Source organism: Clostridium thermosuccinogenes (assembly GCF_002896855.1).
Classification (GTDB): domain Bacteria; phylum Bacillota; class Clostridia; order Acetivibrionales; family DSM-5807; genus Pseudoclostridium; species Pseudoclostridium thermosuccinogenes.
In genome coordinates, this window is record NZ_CP021850.1 from 2,056,794 (window position 1) to 2,075,934 (window position 19,141).

At 40.2% G+C, this 19,141-nt stretch carries 14 protein-coding genes; 5 read left to right on the forward strand and 9 right to left on the reverse strand.

The features are described 5' to 3' along the window. Positions 1-29: 29 nt before the first annotated feature. The 6 genes from spoIIGA to murA form a co-directional block, all read right to left on the reverse strand. Complete coding sequence (gene spoIIGA / locus CDO33_RS09070) at positions 30-974, reverse strand: sigma-E processing peptidase SpoIIGA (protein ID WP_242973354.1); 945 nt, start codon at positions 972-974, stop codon at positions 30-32. 207 nt (positions 975-1,181) lie between these two features. After that, positions 1,182-2,255: a cell division protein FtsZ gene (gene ftsZ, locus CDO33_RS09075; protein WP_479690674.1), complete on the reverse strand. Its 1,074-nt coding sequence runs from the start codon at positions 2,253-2,255 to the stop codon at positions 1,182-1,184. A gap of 173 nt (positions 2,256-2,428) precedes the next feature. Beyond that, on the reverse strand, positions 2,429-3,673 hold the full coding sequence (gene ftsA, locus CDO33_RS09080) for a cell division protein FtsA (protein WP_103081080.1): 1,245 nt from the start codon (positions 3,671-3,673) through the stop codon (positions 2,429-2,431). A gap of 41 nt (positions 3,674-3,714) precedes the next feature. Beyond that, positions 3,715-4,086, reverse strand: coding sequence for a small basic family protein (locus CDO33_RS09085; RefSeq protein ID WP_103081081.1), 372 nt, complete (start codon positions 4,084-4,086; stop codon positions 3,715-3,717). Between the two features lie 28 nt (positions 4,087-4,114). Next, complete coding sequence (locus CDO33_RS09090) at positions 4,115-4,960, reverse strand: cell division protein FtsQ/DivIB (protein ID WP_103081082.1); 846 nt, start codon at positions 4,958-4,960, stop codon at positions 4,115-4,117. A 76-nt stretch (positions 4,961-5,036) separates the two neighbouring features. After that, complete coding sequence (murA, locus tag CDO33_RS09095; protein ID WP_103081083.1) at positions 5,037-5,990, reverse strand: UDP-N-acetylglucosamine 1-carboxyvinyltransferase; 954 nt, start codon at positions 5,988-5,990, stop codon at positions 5,037-5,039. A gap of 687 nt (positions 5,991-6,677) precedes the next feature. Between murA and CDO33_RS09100 the strand changes: the two genes are divergently transcribed. From CDO33_RS09100 to CDO33_RS09110, 3 genes are read left to right on the forward strand one after another with little or no spacing between them, the layout of a single operon-like run. Next, positions 6,678-8,087 (forward strand): Mur ligase family protein, encoded by a 1,410-nt coding sequence (locus tag CDO33_RS09100; protein WP_103081084.1) that lies wholly within the window; start codon positions 6,678-6,680, stop codon positions 8,085-8,087. Between the two features lie 45 nt (positions 8,088-8,132). Beyond that, positions 8,133-8,888 (forward strand): type 1 glutamine amidotransferase, encoded by a 756-nt coding sequence (locus CDO33_RS09105; protein ID WP_103081085.1) that lies wholly within the window; start codon positions 8,133-8,135, stop codon positions 8,886-8,888. A 40-nt stretch (positions 8,889-8,928) separates the two neighbouring features. After that, positions 8,929-10,827 carry an LTA synthase family protein gene (locus tag CDO33_RS09110; protein WP_103081086.1) on the forward strand — a complete coding sequence of 633 codons (1,899 nt, stop codon included), beginning with the start codon at positions 8,929-8,931 and terminating at the stop codon, positions 10,825-10,827. 328 nt (positions 10,828-11,155) lie between these two features. On the opposite strand, the gene CDO33_RS09115 is transcribed toward CDO33_RS09110, so the two are convergent. Further along, positions 11,156-12,979 carry an LTA synthase family protein gene (locus CDO33_RS09115; RefSeq protein WP_242973879.1) on the reverse strand — a complete coding sequence of 608 codons (1,824 nt, stop codon included), beginning with the start codon at positions 12,977-12,979 and terminating at the stop codon, positions 11,156-11,158. Positions 12,980-13,405: 426 nt separating this feature from the next. Between CDO33_RS09115 and CDO33_RS09120 the strand changes: the two genes are divergently transcribed. Next, positions 13,406-15,313, forward strand: coding sequence for an LTA synthase family protein (locus CDO33_RS09120; RefSeq protein ID WP_103081088.1), 1,908 nt, complete (start codon positions 13,406-13,408; stop codon positions 15,311-15,313). A 173-nt stretch (positions 15,314-15,486) separates the two neighbouring features. Beyond that, positions 15,487-16,569 carry a DUF362 domain-containing protein gene (locus tag CDO33_RS09125; protein ID WP_103081089.1) on the forward strand — a complete coding sequence of 361 codons (1,083 nt, stop codon included), beginning with the start codon at positions 15,487-15,489 and terminating at the stop codon, positions 16,567-16,569. 153 nt (positions 16,570-16,722) lie between these two features. Here the strand turns inward: CDO33_RS09125 and CDO33_RS09130 are convergent, their stop codons facing one another. Both CDO33_RS09130 and CDO33_RS09135 read right to left on the reverse strand, forming a co-directional pair. After that, entirely contained in the window at positions 16,723-17,823 is a 1,101-nt protein-coding gene (locus CDO33_RS09130) for a PRK06851 family protein (protein ID WP_103081090.1), read from the reverse strand. Positions 17,824-18,059: 236 nt separating this feature from the next. Beyond that, positions 18,060-19,112 carry a Gfo/Idh/MocA family protein gene (locus CDO33_RS09135; RefSeq protein ID WP_103081091.1) on the reverse strand — a complete coding sequence of 351 codons (1,053 nt, stop codon included), beginning with the start codon at positions 19,110-19,112 and terminating at the stop codon, positions 18,060-18,062. Positions 19,113-19,141: the final 29 nt, after the last annotated feature.

The window sequence follows — 19,141 nt, forward strand, 5'->3', positions numbered from 1 at the left end:
TTAAGCAAACTCTCTGTCTGCTTGTTTAATCAGGATATTAACTCCGGACTTAACAAAGCCCTATATTTTGCGTTTTTTGAAAGTGATCTGTTGTAAATACCTATTATTACATTCTCCACCCCCTTTTTTTCTTCATTTTCTTCCAGCTCGATATAATCGGGCTTAAATCCGATAAGCATACCGTTTTCCTTGCCCAGCGAGTTGAAAGGTATGAGCCTGAACCTTGAAAACCAATTGGATTTGGATACTATATCCGTGACACTGCTTAGGTCATTTTCTTTTGAGTTTTCAAAGATGCTTTGAATTTCAAAAGGCAGTATATCCTTTAGTGCAAGAAATTCTACAATGACTACAGGCATATTGGTCAAAGGATCATGCAGAGAATTGCCGGTGTCAATAAGGGCGGACATATCTGCTATTTTATTTTCAAAAGCTACTTTGAGGCGCACTATAAGTTTGTCCTTGATAAGCCTGGATTGAATCTCCTCCCAGAATATCCTCCCTATAATAACCACCGTCAATATCGAAAAAATCATAAATGTCCATTTTGATGATTGCCAGTAAACGTAGAAAACACCGTTTTTTACGAAGCCGCCTGTCTTATTTAAATAAAGAAAGGAAAAGGCTGCACCGGCAAAGATAAAAGTGGACACATAAAATATGGCAAGGATTTTAAAATATCTTCTGAAATTTTCAATAGAAAAGCTAATGGCCACCATCAAAGCGGACAGTATGACCTTTGCCATTGTGGTATAGTACACTTTGATACCGGGAAACAGTATCAGCACGACGACATAAACCGCGCCAACAAGCGCTCCCAGAAACAGACGGAGGCTTGAAGTACCAGCCTTTGAAAATCTGGCGGTTACCCACAATATCATATAGTTCATAACTATGTTTTCCAAGAAAAGAATATCAATGTATACCTCCAAGGTTATTACCTCACAATCATTCTTCTCCGGCCGCTTATTCATGATTTGCATCGCGGGACGGCCAAAACCGAAAGTGGCCTTTCTATTTACTTATATTCAGGTGCTTGTATAGATATGTCTATTATATTTAAATCCTTATTAATTTTTTGTCAAATGGACTGGTAAACTATGGAAAATTTAATGACAAAAAACACCGGTTTTTAACCGGTGTTTTGTTGCAAATATGCTTGGATGAAAGGGGTATTGATTTTATTTAAACCTGTTTCTTCTCAGGAAAGTCGGTATGTCCAGTTCATCGCCTGAAAAAGGAGCCGGATTTACGCTGCTGCTTGATTTTTCCGCATTCAAAATGCTCTTTTCGGCTGTCTTTTCAGTTTTCTTAATAACCGGACTCTTATCAAATCCTGTAGCAATTACGGTGATGACCATTTCATCCTTAAGGTTTTCATCTATGACAGCGCCAAATATTATGTTTGCATCAGGGTCTGCAGATTTTTGGACAAGCTCTGCTGCCATATTTACTTCAAACAGGCCAAGATCCGTACCTCCGGTGATGTTCAGGAGGACTCCCCTTGCCCCTTCTATTGAGGTTTCTAAAAGAGGGCTATGTATTGCCTGCTTGGCGGCTTCTTCAGCCCTGTTTTCGCCTGAAGCCCTGCCGATTCCCATGTGGGCCAGACCGGTGTCAAACATGATGGTCCTTACGTCTGCAAAGTCAAGGTTTACAAGGCCTGGAACGGCAATGAGGTCAGATATGCCCTGAACACCCTGCCTAAGGACATCATCAGCTATAGTAAAAGCATCCATAATGGAAGTTCTTTTTTCCGCAACCTGAAGCAGCCTGTCATTGGGTATTGTAACCAGAGTATCCACGGAAGCTTTGAGGTTTTCAATTCCCCTTTCGGCATGCTGCATACGCTTCCTGCCTTCAAACATGAAGGGCTTGGTTACTACTCCTACAGTCAGAATTCCCATCTCTTTGGAAATCTGCGCAACGACGGGTGCGGCTCCGGTTCCTGTACCACCGCCCATTCCGGCAGTAACAAATACCATATCCGCTCCCTTCAATGCCTGGGCAATTTCATCCCTGCTCTCGTTTGCAGCCTTCTCACCTACTTCAGGATTGGCTCCCGCACCCAGACCTTTTGTAAGCTTGTCTCCAATCTGAATTTTGGTATTGGCCTTTGATAAAAACAATGCCTGCTTATCAGTATTTACTGCTATAAACTCAACTCCACGTAGTCCTGCATTTATCATCCGGTTTACGGCATTATTGCCCCCACCACCAACACCTATAACCTTTATTTGGGCAAAGTGTTCCATTTCGATATCAAACTCCAGCAATTAAAGTCCCCCTTTATCATCATCTTCTGTGTACCTTACTATATATTTCTGTAAAAATAGTTTTCTGGCTTCAAAGCTTTCAAAACGAGTAAATTACCTTTGTAAAATATCAACTCATTATTAAAATATATCGTAAAATAAAAATAATAAAATTAGAACAATCGTCGGAAAAATTCGAAAACCTTTCCTAATATGCCTGTGTTCCCTGTTTTACGTCCATCGGCTTCCGATTTCTGAACCCGGGTAGTACTTTTGACGGTACTGTATTTGCTGCGTTCCGAAGCATGCTTTACAATGCCGGCGGAGGTGATATGCTCCGGCTTGGTTATCCCGTATGCTTTATAGTTGGCCACCTTGGCAGGCAATTCAAAAACACTGCCGGCTATTTGCTCAGCGCCTTGGAGGTAGGATATACCTCCTCCGGTGAGTACAACTCCAGCGTTTAAGCTTTCATAAATCCCCGAATCGGCTATCCTGTCCCTGCAAAGGGTAAATATTTCAGTGACCCTTGCCTCAATGATATCAACAATTTCAGATACTTTCACGCTTTTCTTCCTGCCGGTATCCCCATCGGTAACCGAGACTTCCTGATCGTTATTTATAAGGGATGTAAGGGCAAGCTCATATTCCTTTTTCAACTTTTCTGCTTCATGAGCAGGTATTTTCAATCCTATGGAAATGTCATTGGTAATATGGTCTCCCCCGACAGGAATAGAATCATAAAATATCAATCGGTTCTTTTTAAATATCGAAACATCGGTTACGCCTCCCCCGATGTCTATCAATATTGCCCCAATTTCCCTTTCATCACTGGTAAGGGCTATAGAAGCGGTGGCAAGAGCTTCCACAATAAATCCGTCTAATTTAATGCCTGACTTTCCAATACTTCTTACTATGTTTTGCACCGAAGTCAGCTTTCCTGCTACCACGTCGGCATCCAACGCCAGCTTCACGCCGGTCATGCCCGTTGGGTCGAGGATTTCTTCATATCCATCCAATATGTATTGATTGGGTATTATGTCAATGATTTGCCTGTCTTGGGCAATCTCTGTATTTCCCGCCATAAACAAGAGTCTTTCCACATCATGGGAAGTCACCTCGTGATCTTCATTGGATATGGATATCTCATTCAAGGTCTTGATTATATCAACATGAGCTCCGGAAATATTGATATATGCGGATTCTACCTTTAGTTGGGCCATGTTTTCGGCCTGACGGATAGAATTTGCTATCGATCCGGCTGTGCTTTCGAGATCTACGATAACTCCCTTTTTAACACCGCTGCAGGGTGCCACTCCCCTTCCCAGCGTCTCTATTTTATTACCTTCCTTTAATCGTCCTATTAACGTACATACTTTTGTTGTGCCTATATCTATTCCGACAACTATGTCAGCCACTTATCCAACCCCCTGTAAAGGCAAAACAGCTACTAACTTTCCTATATATCATGTAACTCATCATCTTTAATATTATCGTTTTTTGAAGGGATATTCAATATAATTCTACGAATTAATGCAAAGTTTAAAAACAACCTGTTTCCAAAAGCAAAAATAGCTGCAAGATATAACTGAATTCCCAACTGATCTCCTATATATGCCAGCATGGAAGCCAATATGGCATTACCAAAAAAGCCGGTTAAGAATATCCTCATATTGAACTTTCCCTGCAGCGAAGAAGCAATACCTCCAAAAACGGAATCCAGAGCCGCCAGGATGGCAACGGCAACATAGTTGGAATACTGGCTGGGTATGTTATATGGGACGAAAACCCCGGCAATAATGCCGATTATCAATCCTAAAATAGGTATCATATTTCAACCTCCATTTAACTTACAAGTGTCAATTATTGGGTATGAAGCTTGGATTTTTGCTTAAAGTGAAATCTAGGCGGCCTTTTTCATCCTTTCTTATGTTCTTCTGCAGGATCTCTTTCATGAAATCAATCCTATAGCCAAGTTCTCTCAGGTCCCCAAGATTTACGATAATCCTGGAATCATAGAAAAGACAGATATTTTCTGCATCTTTAACATCAAAATAATCAACCTGCGGAAGAAGCTTAAATTCGCTTTTTTCATCGGATTTACTTAATTCATTTATCAGATCCACCGCAAGCAAAAAGTTTTCCTCAACTTCAAATTCCAGTGCTTGTCCCAATTTATAGCCTTCAAATTTCAAGCCCTTTATAAGAGGCAGTGATTTTGTGTTTTCCCCGTTAAAGGTTTCCAAAACACATGCCTCGTTATCCACAAGAAGGTAAGTGCCATAAAAGGGCACTACTGCAAAGGGCACTCTTTCTTGAATACTCATTTCTATTTTATCAGGCAGAACATATTTTACAACTATATCTTTTATATAAGGATGATCTTTTTTTACGGCATCCTCCGCAGCACCATACCGGAAAGAAAGAATATCATCAAGGCTGCTTCCTATTGCCTTAAAACCGTTAATTCCGGTACGAAGGCCGGAAGCAATTATGATGTCTTCTTCGCTATAGCGCTCGCTACCATTCACAGCTATGCTTTTTACTTCAAACAATGGCGAAAGGGCGAGCAGTATTAGTATGACCGAGAGCATGCCCGATAAAAATATAAACTCCAGAAAGAAGAGAAATTTTTCAGTTTTTTTCTTCTTTTTAGATTTGATCTCCTTCCTTTTATATTCAGCATCCATCCCTTGTGGCTTCAATTCTCTTCCTCCGCATATCAAAGGTTTCTCTTTTGTTTAAATGTATAATACCGTATAAATACCTGCCGCACCAGGTTCATGTATCAATTCTCTTTATATCGGCGCCTATCATCCTGAGCTTTTCTTCAAGGTTTTCATAACCCCTGTCTATATGCTTTACACCACTTATCACTGTTTCGCCATTGGCCACCAGTCCGGCCAGCACCAGAGCAGCCCCTCCCCTTAAATCCCGGGCAGTTACATTAGCTCCGGTGAGCTGCTTTACACCTTTTATTACGGCAATTCTTCCCTCAAGCTTTATATTGGCTCCCATCCTCAAGAGCTCTTCCACATGCTTGTATCTGTTTTCGAAAACGGTTTCCACTATGATGCTGGTACCTCTGGCAACAGTAAGCAGGGCTACCATTTGTGCCTGCATGTCGGTAGGAAAACCCGGATATGGCAAGGTCCTAATAATATCGACGGCCTTTGGCTTTGCAGGCCCTGATACATGTATTGTGTTCTTTTTGACATTTATTCTGCAACCACAATCCCTCAGGTTTGAAATCACTGCGCTTAAGTGCTCCGGGATTACATTTCTCAGCAGTACATCCCCACCGGTTATTGCAGATGCAACCATATATGTACCTGCAACTATTCTGTCAGGTATTATTGTATGCTCTGTATCTTTTAATTTCCTGTTGCTTCCGCTTATTCGTATAACGCTGGTACCTGCTCCGGAAACCGAAACTCCAATGGAATTCAGAAAGTTTTGCAAATCAACAATTTCCGGCTCCTTTGCAGCATTTCTTATGTAAGTATCTTCTTCAGCAAAAACTGATGCCAGCATTATATTCTCTGTGGCGCCCACACTGGGGTAATCCAGTTGAATTTCGCATCCTCTTAACCGTTCTGCTTCGCAGTAAATGAAGCCTCTTTGAGCGTCATTTATTTTGGCGCCCATACTTCTCAGCGCTTTCAAATGAAGATCTATAGGCCGCGGGCCTATTTCACACCCACCTGGGTGGGTTATACTTCGGGCAAAAGTCACAAATCATATAAAGCTTGCAAATTCATGTTGGATACATTAATAATTGTACCACTCCCTCCATCTTCTATCAATTATATATGTTTATTTTGAAAACATAAAATATTTCCGGGAAAGGCGCTTAAATCCACCTGGAAAATAATACTACATTACAGCAAGAAAAACAATGGCTTTAATGCTCCCACAACTTCCATAATGAAGCTTAAATCCATTTTTAAATCCACCTGTTGAAGCTATAAGGACATTGAAGAAATTTACGAGTCATTTTGCCGCATTCCGAGATAAAAGGCGCTTGCCATCGTTCTCCGTGTTATACACACTGATAAAGTATGATTAATTTTTCCGATATATCCTGAAAATTATGAAGAATTTTGGAAAAGATTAATATATTATTTATGTTTTGTTTATATTTGATTTACGGGAAATCAATAAGTTATGGATAAAATATTTATAATAAAGGCTATCACAGCATGATTTGGAAATATAAGGAATGTATCATGAGAGAAAATATAGACAGAAATTTAATATTAAGTTCAATATTTTAAGTGTGAGGAAGTTTTTTCAAAGCAAATCGTGCTAATAGTATATAGCCGGGCAAGGAGGAATGTTTCCATAGAAAATATCTGTGTATATAATAAGACCTATATGCTATAATTGATATGATTTTAACAGACAAGCATAGAGGTATATATGAATATTCGATTGGTTTTTACAGTAATAGTATCCAAGTTAATAATGAAAGCTTGCAGGCTTTTCAAGCTGGGAGGTACCAGCCTTCCCGGAGAAATCGCGAGGAAGATATACCCGGGTATTGTGAGCGAGATAACAAAAGGTTTCAATATCATAATGGTTACAGGTACGAACGGAAAAACTACCACTACCAAGATTATCGGGCAAGTCCTTGCGGAAAACGGTATTGATTTTATAACCAACAAATCCGGGGCAAACCTTGTTGACGGCGTGACGACAACATTTATTGATTCCGTAAGCATAACAGGCAAGAGCGCAATTAAAACCGCATTAATTGAAATGGATGAAGCTGCCTTTGACAAAATGACGAATTACGTTGAGCCGGACGTGCTGGTGGTGACTAATTTTTTCAGGGACCAGCTGGACCGTTATGGAGAGCTGTACACTACCCTGAATAGAGTTAAGTCAGGCATTATCAAATCTCCAAAGACAAAGCTTGTCCTTAATGCGGATGATTCGCTGTGCGCTTCCCTGGGCAGGGATACCGGGCACGAGGCAATATATTTCGGAATGGCCTGTGAAGCTTGGGAGAGCATTGAAAAGGATAAAAACTCCGATGCGGCTTATTGCCTGTATTGCAAAACCAGGTATGAGTATGACTTTCATGTTTACGGACATCTCGGCGGTTTCAGGTGTCCCAACTGCGGGTATGAAAGGCCTGTTACTCAGGTGACCTGCACGAAGGTTGATGAACTGACATCTTCCAGTTCCCATATGCATTTTGCGGTAAATGACAGCCATAGCTTGAAGGAGGAAGAATCTGAAGTTTACAGTTCCAAGGTCAATCTTCCGGGGATGTACAACATATATAATGCTTTGGCAGCAATTGCCTGCGGACATCTTTTAAATCTTCCTGTCCATAACACGATTAAAGCGCTGGGAAGCTTTGAGAGCGGATTTGGAAGAATGGAGAGCATTGCCGTCGGCAATAAGAACATAAAGCTTATATTGGTGAAGAATCCTACAGGCTTTAATCAGGTGCTGAATTACCTTCTTACTGAAAACAGTAATATACAGCTTGCATTTATCATTAATGACAAAATTGCTGACGGAACCGATGTTTCATGGCTTTGGGACGTGGATTTTGAAAAGCTGCAAGGTATGGAAGACAAGCTTGACAATATTTACACCTCCGGGCTGAGAGCTGAGGATATGGCATTAAGGCTCAAATATGCCGGCCTATATACCAATAAAATCAGCATAATCAAGTCTTATGAGGAGTTGATAAACATAGGCTTGAATAGGACTGAGGATGGCAGCAGTTTTTACATTTTGCCCACTTATACCGCCATGCTGGAAATCAGGAAGCTTCTTAAGAAAAAATTTCATCTTAAGGATTTTTGGAAATAGCATAAGATCTGGGTTTTTAATTTTTGATATCAGCGGAGGATGCTTATGTATGAATTAAATATATGTCACCTGTACCCTGATTTATTAAATCTGTACGGTGACAAGGGCAATATAATTACCTTAAGCAAAAGATGTGAATGGAGAGGTATAAAGGCGAACATCATCAACCTCTCTTTAGGTGATGCCTTCATTCCTGAAAACTATGATATAGTATTCCTGGGTGGTGGCCAGGATTATGAGCAGCAGATAATCCAGGAGGATTTGTTGAAAATAAAAGGCATAGAAATAAAAAATGCCATTTACAACGACAAGGTATTTTTGGCCATATGCGGAGGTTATCAAATACTGGGACAGTATTACAGGACATGGGACAATAAGGAGATAGAACTGCTGGGCGCACTGAACCTTTGGACAATAGGAGGAAAAGAAAGATTCATAGGAAATTTGGTTTTTGAATGCGAAGCTCTGAAATCAGAAAATTCTGACGGTATGGTAGTAGGCTTTGAGAATCATTCGGGAAGAACCTATCTCGGAAATGATGTAAAACCGCTGGGAAGGGTAATCAATGGGAAAGGAAACAACGGAGAAGACGGAGGTGAAGGGGCCGTCTATAAAAATGTCTATTGCTCCTATTCTCATGGCAGCCTGCTGCCCAAAAATCCTGCCCTTGCTGATCATTTGATTTCAACGGCTCTTAAGCAAAAGTACAAGGACTTTATGGGGCTCCAGCCTATCGACAATACCCTGGAGAACCTGGCCCATGATACCATGCTGAACAGGATAATAAACAGCAAGGGATAGTTAAGTTGAATACGCTTATATTTTGAAAGGGGTCATTTTCTTGAAACCAATTTTAAACAATGGAAAAGCTAATTTAAATATTAATATTGAGATCATAGAGCCTCAAAAAGCTCTGTATTGGATCGCTTTTTTTGCAGGGTTCCTGATCAAGCTGACTTATTTTAATTATTCCGTCGGTTTGAATTTCGGAAGTATATTGACATCGCCAAACAGCCGTATGTTCATATCAACTTTTTTCTTTCTTTTGCTTGTTGCAGCCATAGTATTTGTACTGTTTAACAAGAAGAGATATATTGCTCTGCTGGTTGTAGATGTGCTCATTACGATTTTGCTGGTGGCTGATATCCTTTATTTCCGCTATTACCGCTGCCCTATTACCCTGCCGGTTCTAGCGCAAATAAGCCTTGTGGCTCCTGCCGGGGATAGCATAAATGTGCTGTTAAATCCGACGGATGTCATTCTCATATTGGAAATTCCGGTGCTCCTTCGCTTGCTGTTTTTGTTCAGAAAGTCCGGCGTAAAAAGCATCCCCTTCCCCACCAGGTTGGTTACGGGGGTTCTTGTCGCTGCAATATCCATAGGTGCATTGCGCTTGTTCTATAAGAACTCAGATATCCCCATGTTCAATTATGACAGGAATTATGTCGCCAAGGAGCTTGGCATACTTTATTTTCATGTGCATGACGTACAGGCTTATGTGAATGAAAATATACTTACCAATAAAGTATTGACAAAAGAGGACAAGCAGCTTATAGAAGAATTTTACGCAAATAAATCCAAGGTGCCCAAAACTGATAACTATCATGGCATTGCCCAGGGTAAAAACCTTATAATGATGCAGCTTGAGTCTTTTCAGGCCTTTTTACTCAACCGGGAAATTGACGGAAGGGAGATCACACCCAACCTTAACAAACTGCTGAAAGAAAGCGTATTTTTTGAAAATTTCCATTACCAGGTTGGGGGCGGAAATACTTCCGATGCGGAATTCCTGTCCAACAACTCCCTTTACCCGGCACAACAAGGTGCGGTTTATTTCCGGTATCCTGGGAACACATATCATTCCCTTCCTAAATTATTGAAGAAACAGGGTTATGATACCTATGTGTTCCATGCTTATCATCCCAGCTTCTGGAACAGAGCGAACATGTACAAGGCCGTAGGCTTCGACAAGTTCTACAGCAGCGGTGATTTTATAACACCCGCAGAAGAAATTGAAGGCTGGGGCTTGGGAGATAAATCCTTTCTGCTGCAGTCCCTGGAAAAGATTGATAAATCAAAACCTTTTTACAGCTTTATGATCACTCTGTCCAGCCACTACGCTTATGGATCTTTTGAAGATAACGATGAATTCGATGTCGGTGAATATGAAGGAACCACATTCGGAAATTACATTAAAGCCGCCCATTACGTAGATAGCGCCATCGGGGGCTTTTTGGAGGAGCTTAAAAAGCAAGGCTTGTATGATAATACCCTGTTGGTTTTCTATGGGGACCATCATGCTTTCCCCAAGGACAAATCGGAAGATATGCAGCATTTCTTGGGGATTGACGACAGTGAATTCGAATGGCTGAAGTATCAGAAGGTTCCTCTTATCATCCACTATCCCGGTTTGAAAAACGGTGAGGTTATGGATATTACCGGAGGTCAGATAGATATACTGCCGACAGTGGCAAACCTTATGGGATTTGAAGTTCCCTATGCCATGGGCAAGGATTTGCTGAATTCAGAGGAAGGATATGCTATACTTAGAGGCGGTTCATATATTACCGATTCATATATATACATCAGCAACCTGGGAGAAGCCTTCGATAAAAAGACCGGGCGTAAACTGGAAGAAAAGGAGTACGAAAAGGACTTCGAGAGGTTTGAAAAGGAATTGGAGGTTTCGGATACCATACTGCACAAAAACGCCTTTAAATACAAATTAAATATAAATTAAACTGGTATTTTGAATTTATAGCCGGTGCAAATTTTTATTGACAAGCATTATTGATGGCGAAGTTATGAGTAAAAGTGCAGCTTCGATAATGGATTATTAAATTAAATTATTAATTAATATGATGATAAAGACTATGGTAAAAGGAAAAGACCGCTTGATTGCAAAAGCGGTCTCTCTTTTTAAACCTTCATTTTAAGTTAAGGTTTCATTATAAACTTTTTAGGACTTCAATTTAAGCTTTCGTTTTCAGTAATTTTCTAAAAGCTTAACTTCTAAATGCTTATCTTCTAAATGTTTACTTCTATACCCTGATGTTCATAAGGCTTCATTACTTTTTAAAATTATGGCTGTAATAATACTCCACGTTCAGGAAATCCTTCCACAGCTTTTCATTATCCGGAGTCAACTCTTTCTTAAACTCTCCGTTTTCTTTAAAGTACACCTTATTGATAACATCAAACTTTTTCTTAATATCGGACAGGTATTGCATATATTCATTTCCTTGCCATCCTATATAATCGAACAGCTCAGCCATCAGAAAATTGGGACTAATAGAGTTTCCTGTCCCGGTGAAATCCCTTTTAAAAATGCTTTTTGCTTTATCATTAGCCCAGATTATATATGGAGTCTGGTAATAGTTTTTAAATCCTTCCACAGTGGATAAATCCAGGTTTATACCCAGCATGTCATATCCATAATGGTCTTCACCGAGCCATGGGTTGTGATCTCCGAATATAATCAGTATGACAGGCTCTTCTTCTTTTCTGAAATAATCCACAATTTTTTTGATGGCCTGGTCAGTCTTATATATTCCCGACAGATAATTATTGATGATGTTGTACGTACCTTCATCATAGGATGCTTTTTTCTTCAGGTAATCATCCTTTACCAGCCTTTCAGTGGAATAAGGGCCATGATTCTGATAAGTGACGGAAAAATTAAAATAAGGCTGACGGTTTTTAACGCTGTTTTCATACCCTTCAATTATATAGTCAAAAAAATTCATGTCCGCAAGATATACTTCCTGGATATATCTGTACTTGTTGTCGTAGTGGTCATAGGAATCAAAACCAAGGTACTCGTTGATGTTGCGTCTGTTATAAAAGGAACCGGTGATCGGGTGCATGGCTTCCGTCCTGTATCCCTGCTCTTTCAGATACCATACAAAAGAGTTGGTATCTCTGTAATACTTGGGATGAGTGTTAAAGCCGGTAAGAAATGCCCTTTCGGTGTTTACGGTACCACCGGCAAAAATGTTTGTAACCAGGTTGCCATGCAGGGATTCCTTTTGAAGCTCATGAAAGTTCGCATACACATCGATGCTCAAATCAACGCCATCAAACTGGGAAAAATCGTTATAAGCTTCCAGCATTATGGAAATGATATTTACCTTCTGTTCTTCCGGGATGTCCTGATAGCTATATTTTGACAGCTCCTCTGCTGCCTTTTTCTCATCGTACCCTTCCGGCGGTACCTCCCGTGCGCTCTTTATGCTATATATAAAGGGATATACAAAGCCTTTTGACCGAAACTGTTCCGATTCTATCCATATGTTTATCAGGCTCTTATCCCCCACCGCCTCGTATATCTTGGGATTAAAGTAAAAGTTCCGGAAGGTGAAAAATCCGATAAGGCAAAAGGAAACCAATAGGGATATCCTGACCTTAAAGGAGTGGATTTTCTGCCCGAAAAACAGCTTTAAAATCACAGTAATCACCATCAAGCCTATTATGAGTATTATCATCTTCAGGCTAAGGCGGATATTATATTTTTTAGCCATTACCAACGACTCACTGAACAATTTTATGTCAACAAAAGTGAAAGGGTCATCCCTGTACATCAATTTAAATTTATTTACCATGGACAGGATTACAAAAATAAATCCGGTCAGAGAAAAAGCTGCCCACAGCCTGTTAAATATCAAATATGAGAGATACATAAAGAAAAAAATGGGAATAAAGTTCATGAAAATCAGCATGGTTCCCTTGAAATAGCTTTTAAACATGTCCATATCAAATATACCGCTGGAAAAGGCAAAAGTTATGGACATTATGAGAAAGCTCAGTACAACTGTGATTGCAAAAGTAAGCACGTATTCCGGAATGCTACCCAATTTTGATTTTGCCTTATTTGATTTCTCGCCTTTAAACATGCGTATCAATATAATCTCTCCAAATCAATAAATTAATTTAAAATCTATTAAGTAAATATTTTTATCAAGGATGAAACATGAACTTTTTCATTCATAACCAACTCTTTGCGACAGCAAAGGGACGCGTCTAAATATAAAATCTGATAAAATCCACAGATAAATGCACTGTCATGGTTGCTCACCAATAGTTAATATTCTATCAACCAGAGAGCATGGATGTCAAATTGTATATTGATACCTGTCCTGTTTAAATAAGGCATTTTCTGCCGTTATATTATGCTGGCGCTATCCTTTTATTGAATAATTTTAAATAACTGCATTTACAGACAAGCTTTAAAATAGTACAGTATAATATGGATAAACAGTGAATTACCTATTTTATTATGAATTTCGTATGAATCAACTGAAGTAATGGGGGAATTTTAATTGCAGAATATCAAGCATGTTCAAAATAAAGACAAAAAATCTTTTTCCAGGCCGGTTGCTTTGGCAGAAGCGCTTTATATCCTATTCTTTATCGGAGCTATATCATTGAAGAGCATATACTTCCATATAACAACAAAAATTACCCGTAAACCCTATTTTACATCCGGCAATGCTATTATGGCGATTTCAACCTTTGGCATTGCAGTGATTATTGCAGGCTTGGTGCTCCTTGTTTTCAATAAAAGACGAAAGGGCGCTCTGATTTTTTTGAATCTTTTTCTGTCCGCATTGCTTTTTGCTGACACTCTGTATTACAGATATTATTCCAACCCTATAACCATACCTGTGTTATACCAGATGGGTCTGGTGAGCGCTGTTCAGGACAGCATTACAAGCCTGATTAAGCCGAAAGATATAATATATGCCTTGGATTTGCCATTTTTGCTTATGTACATAGTATTTATGAGGGTGTATTTCAGAAGTGCTGTTTTAAAGCTTGATATCAGAAAGAAGCTTATATCCTCTTTTGCCGTGATTCTGTCAGGCTTTGTTATATTCCTCGCATGTTATCTTAAAGTTGACAGAAGCAGCTTCATATATGATAATGTCAACCCTGTAAAAAAACTGGGCATATTGTACTTTCACACCTTTGACTCAAAAAGGTTTCTGGTCGATCACTTTTTTGTCAATAAGGTTCTTAACTCCAAAGACAGAATGCGCCTTGACGATTTTTATGCTTCCAGGGTATCGGAAAGTAAGGAGTATGAAGGTATCGCCCAGGGTAAAAATCTTCTAATTGTTCAGGTGGAAGCATTTCAGGAGTTTGTCGTGGGAAAATCCGTGAACGGCAAAGAAATCACGCCCAATATGAATAAGCTTATCCAGGAGAGCTTTTATTTTGACAATATATACTATCAGGTGGCCGGCGGAAACACTTCCGATGCGGAGTTTCTGCTTAACGCTTCCCTGTATCCGGCCAAGGAAGGGGCTGTGTACTTCAGGTATCCCACCAACAGCTTTCATACCCTGCCCAAGATCCTTAAAGAGCAGGGATATACTTCCTACGTGTTCCACGCAAACAACCCGAACTTCTGGAACAGGATGCTGATGTACAAGTCCCTCGGATTTGATAAGTTTATCAGCTACGATGATTATACCATCGACGAGTTTGTAGGTTGGGGAGGCTGGGCTTTGAGCGACGCATCCTTTTTCCGCCAGTCCCTGCGTAAAATAGATACCTCAAAGCCTTTTTACGGTTTCATGATAACTCTGTCAAGCCACCATCCTTACACTTATTTTAACGAGAATTACAAGGAATTTGACGCGGGAGAGTATGAGGGCACCTATCTAGGGAGGTATTTAAAAGCCATAAACTATGCGGACAAGGCTTTGGGAATGCTTATAGACGATCTTAAAGAACAGGGATTATATGAAAACACCCTAATCGTTATTTTCGGAGATCATTATGCCATTCCCCGGGATCAGTCGGCGGAACTCATGAAGTTCATGAATGTTCAGTACAGTGATTTCCAGTTCAGAAAGCTGCAAAAGGTTCCTCTGATCATTCACTGTCCCGGAATGACGGAAGGTGTCAAAAGATCGGTTGTCGGAGGCGAAATTGACATCATGCCCACTCTAGGAAACCTGATGGGCTTTGATACATCTTATGCCATGGGTAGAGACCTTTTGAATACTGAAACAGGATATGCACTTTTAAGAAACGGTTCGGTCATAACTGAAGATTACATCTATCTCAGCGATCTGGGAGAAGCTTATGACATCAACACAGGAGAAGTCCTTGATAAAACCGTTTATGAAGATGAAGTAAAGAAACTGCAGGAAGAGATGTACATCTCGGACTTAATATTGCAAAAGGATGCCTTTGAGACCTACAGGATACAGAAATAAACTTGATTGGATGCTTTTCATGGCTTGTGGCAGATGGTATAATGTTTAATAACTTTCAGTATTCAAATAAGACAGGAAAGCTCCGCCCTCTATTAGTATTCAATACTTCAGGGCATCTTTCCTGTTGTAAGTATATAAAAAAAATATAGCAAAATATAAGGAGGATAGTCTTTATGAGTTCAAAGGTATTGTTTTCATCGGTGAAATATGAAAGATATGACCCGGATGTCACTTTGCCTGCAAAGTTCGGAAGGCTGATAGACAGTATGAATATGCAGGATGTGGTAAAGGGAAAGCTTACAGTAATTAAAATGCATCTTGGAAGAAATATAGGATACTCAACCATCCATCCCCTTTTTGTAAAAATACTTGTGGACAAGTTGAAGAGCTATGGCGCAAAGGTATTTATAACGGATCAGGAAATAAGCGGAGCCAAAAACAGAGGGTATACCGAGGACTATTTTGGTGTTCCTGTGGTATATGCTTGCGGGGTCACCGGGAAATATTATTATGAAAAAGAAGTGGATTTCAAGACTTTTAAAAATGTCGATGTGGCAGGAAACATCCATGATGCGGAAGTAATGATAAATCTCTCCCACGTAAAGGGCCATGGAGCCTGCGGTTATGGAGGAGCCTGCAAAAACATCGCCATGGGATGCGTTACCGACAGGACAAGAGCTCAAATACATGGTCTCGAAGGTGGTCTGGAATGGAATGAGGAATTATGCATCCACTGCGAACAGTGCGTAGTAAACTGCAACCATTATGCCAATAGTTTTGACAAGGAAGGCAAGTATAACATAAATTACCATCACTGCACCTTCTGCCAGCACTGTGCCAAGGTATGCCCGACATCAGCCATAAAGGTAACCGATGACAAGTACCAGGACTTCCAGATAGGCATGGCAATCTGCACTGAGACGGTATTAAAGACTTTTAAACCCGGACATGTATTCTACATAAATTTCCTTACCAACATAACGGCTTTATGCGACTGCTGGGGTCTCACAACCCCTTCCCTTGTGCCGGACATAGGCATTATGGCTTCTGAGGATATAGTTGCCATCGAAAGGGCATCCATTGATTCCATAAAGGTTGAAAATCTCATAATGGATGGGGTGCCACAAGGCATGGAGCTGGGTACCACAGGACATCTTTTTGAAAGGCTCCATGGAAAAAATCCTTATATCCAGTTAAATGAACTGGAAAAGAGGGGTCTCGGAACCCAGGAGTATTTTATTGAGGAAATCAAGTAAAGCCTATGATTTGAAGGTGGATGGGCATGCTGTCCTTAAAGTAAGGCATCATGCCAACAGTTTCTCCGACACATAAGTTGTATCGGAGGAGATGCTTCAAAGACATGCTAAAACCCCGGCATAATATAAAATTGCCGGGGTTTTTAACTAAGCTCAGTCAAGCTCCCGGGAATAATCTAAAATCCTGCCAAGGGTCCTTTCAAAGCATCTTTGGACTTCTTCAAAATCTATATTAGTTATATAGTATGTTTCCAGTTCATCATGCAGAGCCTTGGACTTGCTTATGGTCTTAATGGCTCTGTCCAGCAAGCCATCAAATTCCTCCCGGTCATACTTTAATTCATCTTCATAGTATTTAACGGCTTCCTTATTCAGAAATTCATCAAAATCTATCTTCCTGCCATATTTAATATCGGCATTATGATAATCGTTGAATGTGGTGAAGGCTACATCTGCTTCCGGTATTATCAGGTGCTCCAGCTTTTCCGGCTGCAGAGCGCAGTAATAGGATTCCACATAGAACCCCTTATCTACAGCGGAGCTTCTGACTTTTTCCAAGAGCCTGTCGGTGCCGGTACCAGGACTTCCAGTCAACACAATAATATTTTTTGTCGTCAGAAGGCTGGGTAGAAAATGCTTAAGTCCTCTAGGCGTTATGGCACTGGCAAACAGATGCCTTTGCTTCCCTTCTACAGAAGACACAGGCTTATCCCCGAATAATTCGTTTATTATTTCCGCCGCTGTGATATTGATTTTTGCATTGTCCACTGCCGAGCCATATATAGCAGCCATATCTTCGTAGATTTGCTCTGCTGCTTTTATGTATCTGTATGCCCTGGCAAAATTCCTGCTGATTTCACCGGTGATTTTCTGTATATCATCCTTGTTTGTCCTCAAACCTTCATCATTCCAAAATTCACCCAAATTTATTATTTCATCCACAGCCCCCGGAGTTTTGGGGTCTACTACATGAGGTGCCGTACCGTCAATCAGGGCAATTTTGATGGCCGGTATTACGATACCGTCGAGGCTGTCCGGATCACTGGAACAGTGCATGTGTTCAATATCAAATCCCCTATCCAGCATCTCGTTTCCTATTTTTTTCATGAATGTTGATTTTCCGGTACCGGGGCCTCCTTTTAGGAGAAATATCTTCAAAGCCTCGTCCTGCTTCAATATATTGCTGAAATAGCTAAAAAAACCCTGGGATGTATTTCCACCTGCAAACATATGCCTGATTCTACCCTTTACCAAGTCTATTCCCTCCTTAATTGCAGATTTCCCATTAAAGCATTAATAATCAGGTACGATATTACAATATGCAGAATTATTTTTTGTGTGAAATTCAACTTATATGTGATGTTCATTCTAATTAAATTTAAAATGCTAATTTCTCTTTAGTAAAATAAAAAGCCTGAGCCAACCAATCAAATTGATTTAGCTCAAGCTTTAGTTTTAACTAATTTATGACAGCTATTTACATATGATAATTATTCAAAGTCAACAACCTGGTTAAGTTCATCGGATTTAAACGCTGCTTCCATAAGCTTCATTACCCTCATAACCTGGTCATGCTTTACTATGATTTCTTCTTCTCCTTTGATAGCGGCCATAACGTTTTTGTAGAAATCATGTATGTCGGTTTTAACTTCCGGAAGGCTTATTTCCTTGATGGTATCATCCCTTCTTGGTGCCATGGTTTTTGTGAGCCCTGCTGCGGTTTTAACCGGAACGACATCCTTTTCATCCCAATCCTGTACGCATACGATCTTGCCTTTTGCATCAAAATCGTATATGATGGCTGTACCGTTTTCTCCCTGCATGTACCATCTCGGGAGGTTTATAAAATTGCTGGTACCAACTTCCAGAAGGGCGGTTTTTCCGCTTTCAAAGGTGAGAAAGATTTTAAAACCGTCATCCACCTCATAATTAGTAACATGGGTCAATTTTGCATACACTTTCTTGACTTTTTCAGGAACCAGCAGAAGCATCTGGTCCAGTATATGTACTCCCCAGTCCAGTACCATGCCGCCGCCGTGTTTCTTTTTGCCCCTCCAGTCTCCCGGAATGCCTCTTGAACCATGAACCCTGGATTCAATGTTGAAAACTTCCCCTAATGTGTTATCATCGTATACTTTTTTCATTATACGGAAATCGGCATCCCAGCGCCTGTTTTGATGAACGGTAAAGACAACTCCATATTTGTTTGCAGCATCGATCATCTCCTGCAAATCTGAGCTGGATAATGTAACCGGCTTTTCAGAAACTACATGCTTGCCTGCCTTCATAGCTTCTATTGCTATCGGTTTATGCGCGTCGTTCGGAGTTGCAATCAGCACAATATCAACGTTTTTATCGGAAAGCACCTCTTCGAGGCTGCTAAAAGTCCTAAGTCCCTTGCTCTTGGCATATTCGATCCTCTTGGGATCAATATCGTATATGCCGTAAACAAACAGGTCGTCAAAATCTGCTATTAATTCGCTGTGCCAGTTACCCATTCCACCAAAACCGACGATAGCCAGTGCAAATTTATTGTTTACCATGACATTCATCCTCCTAAGATAAGAACATT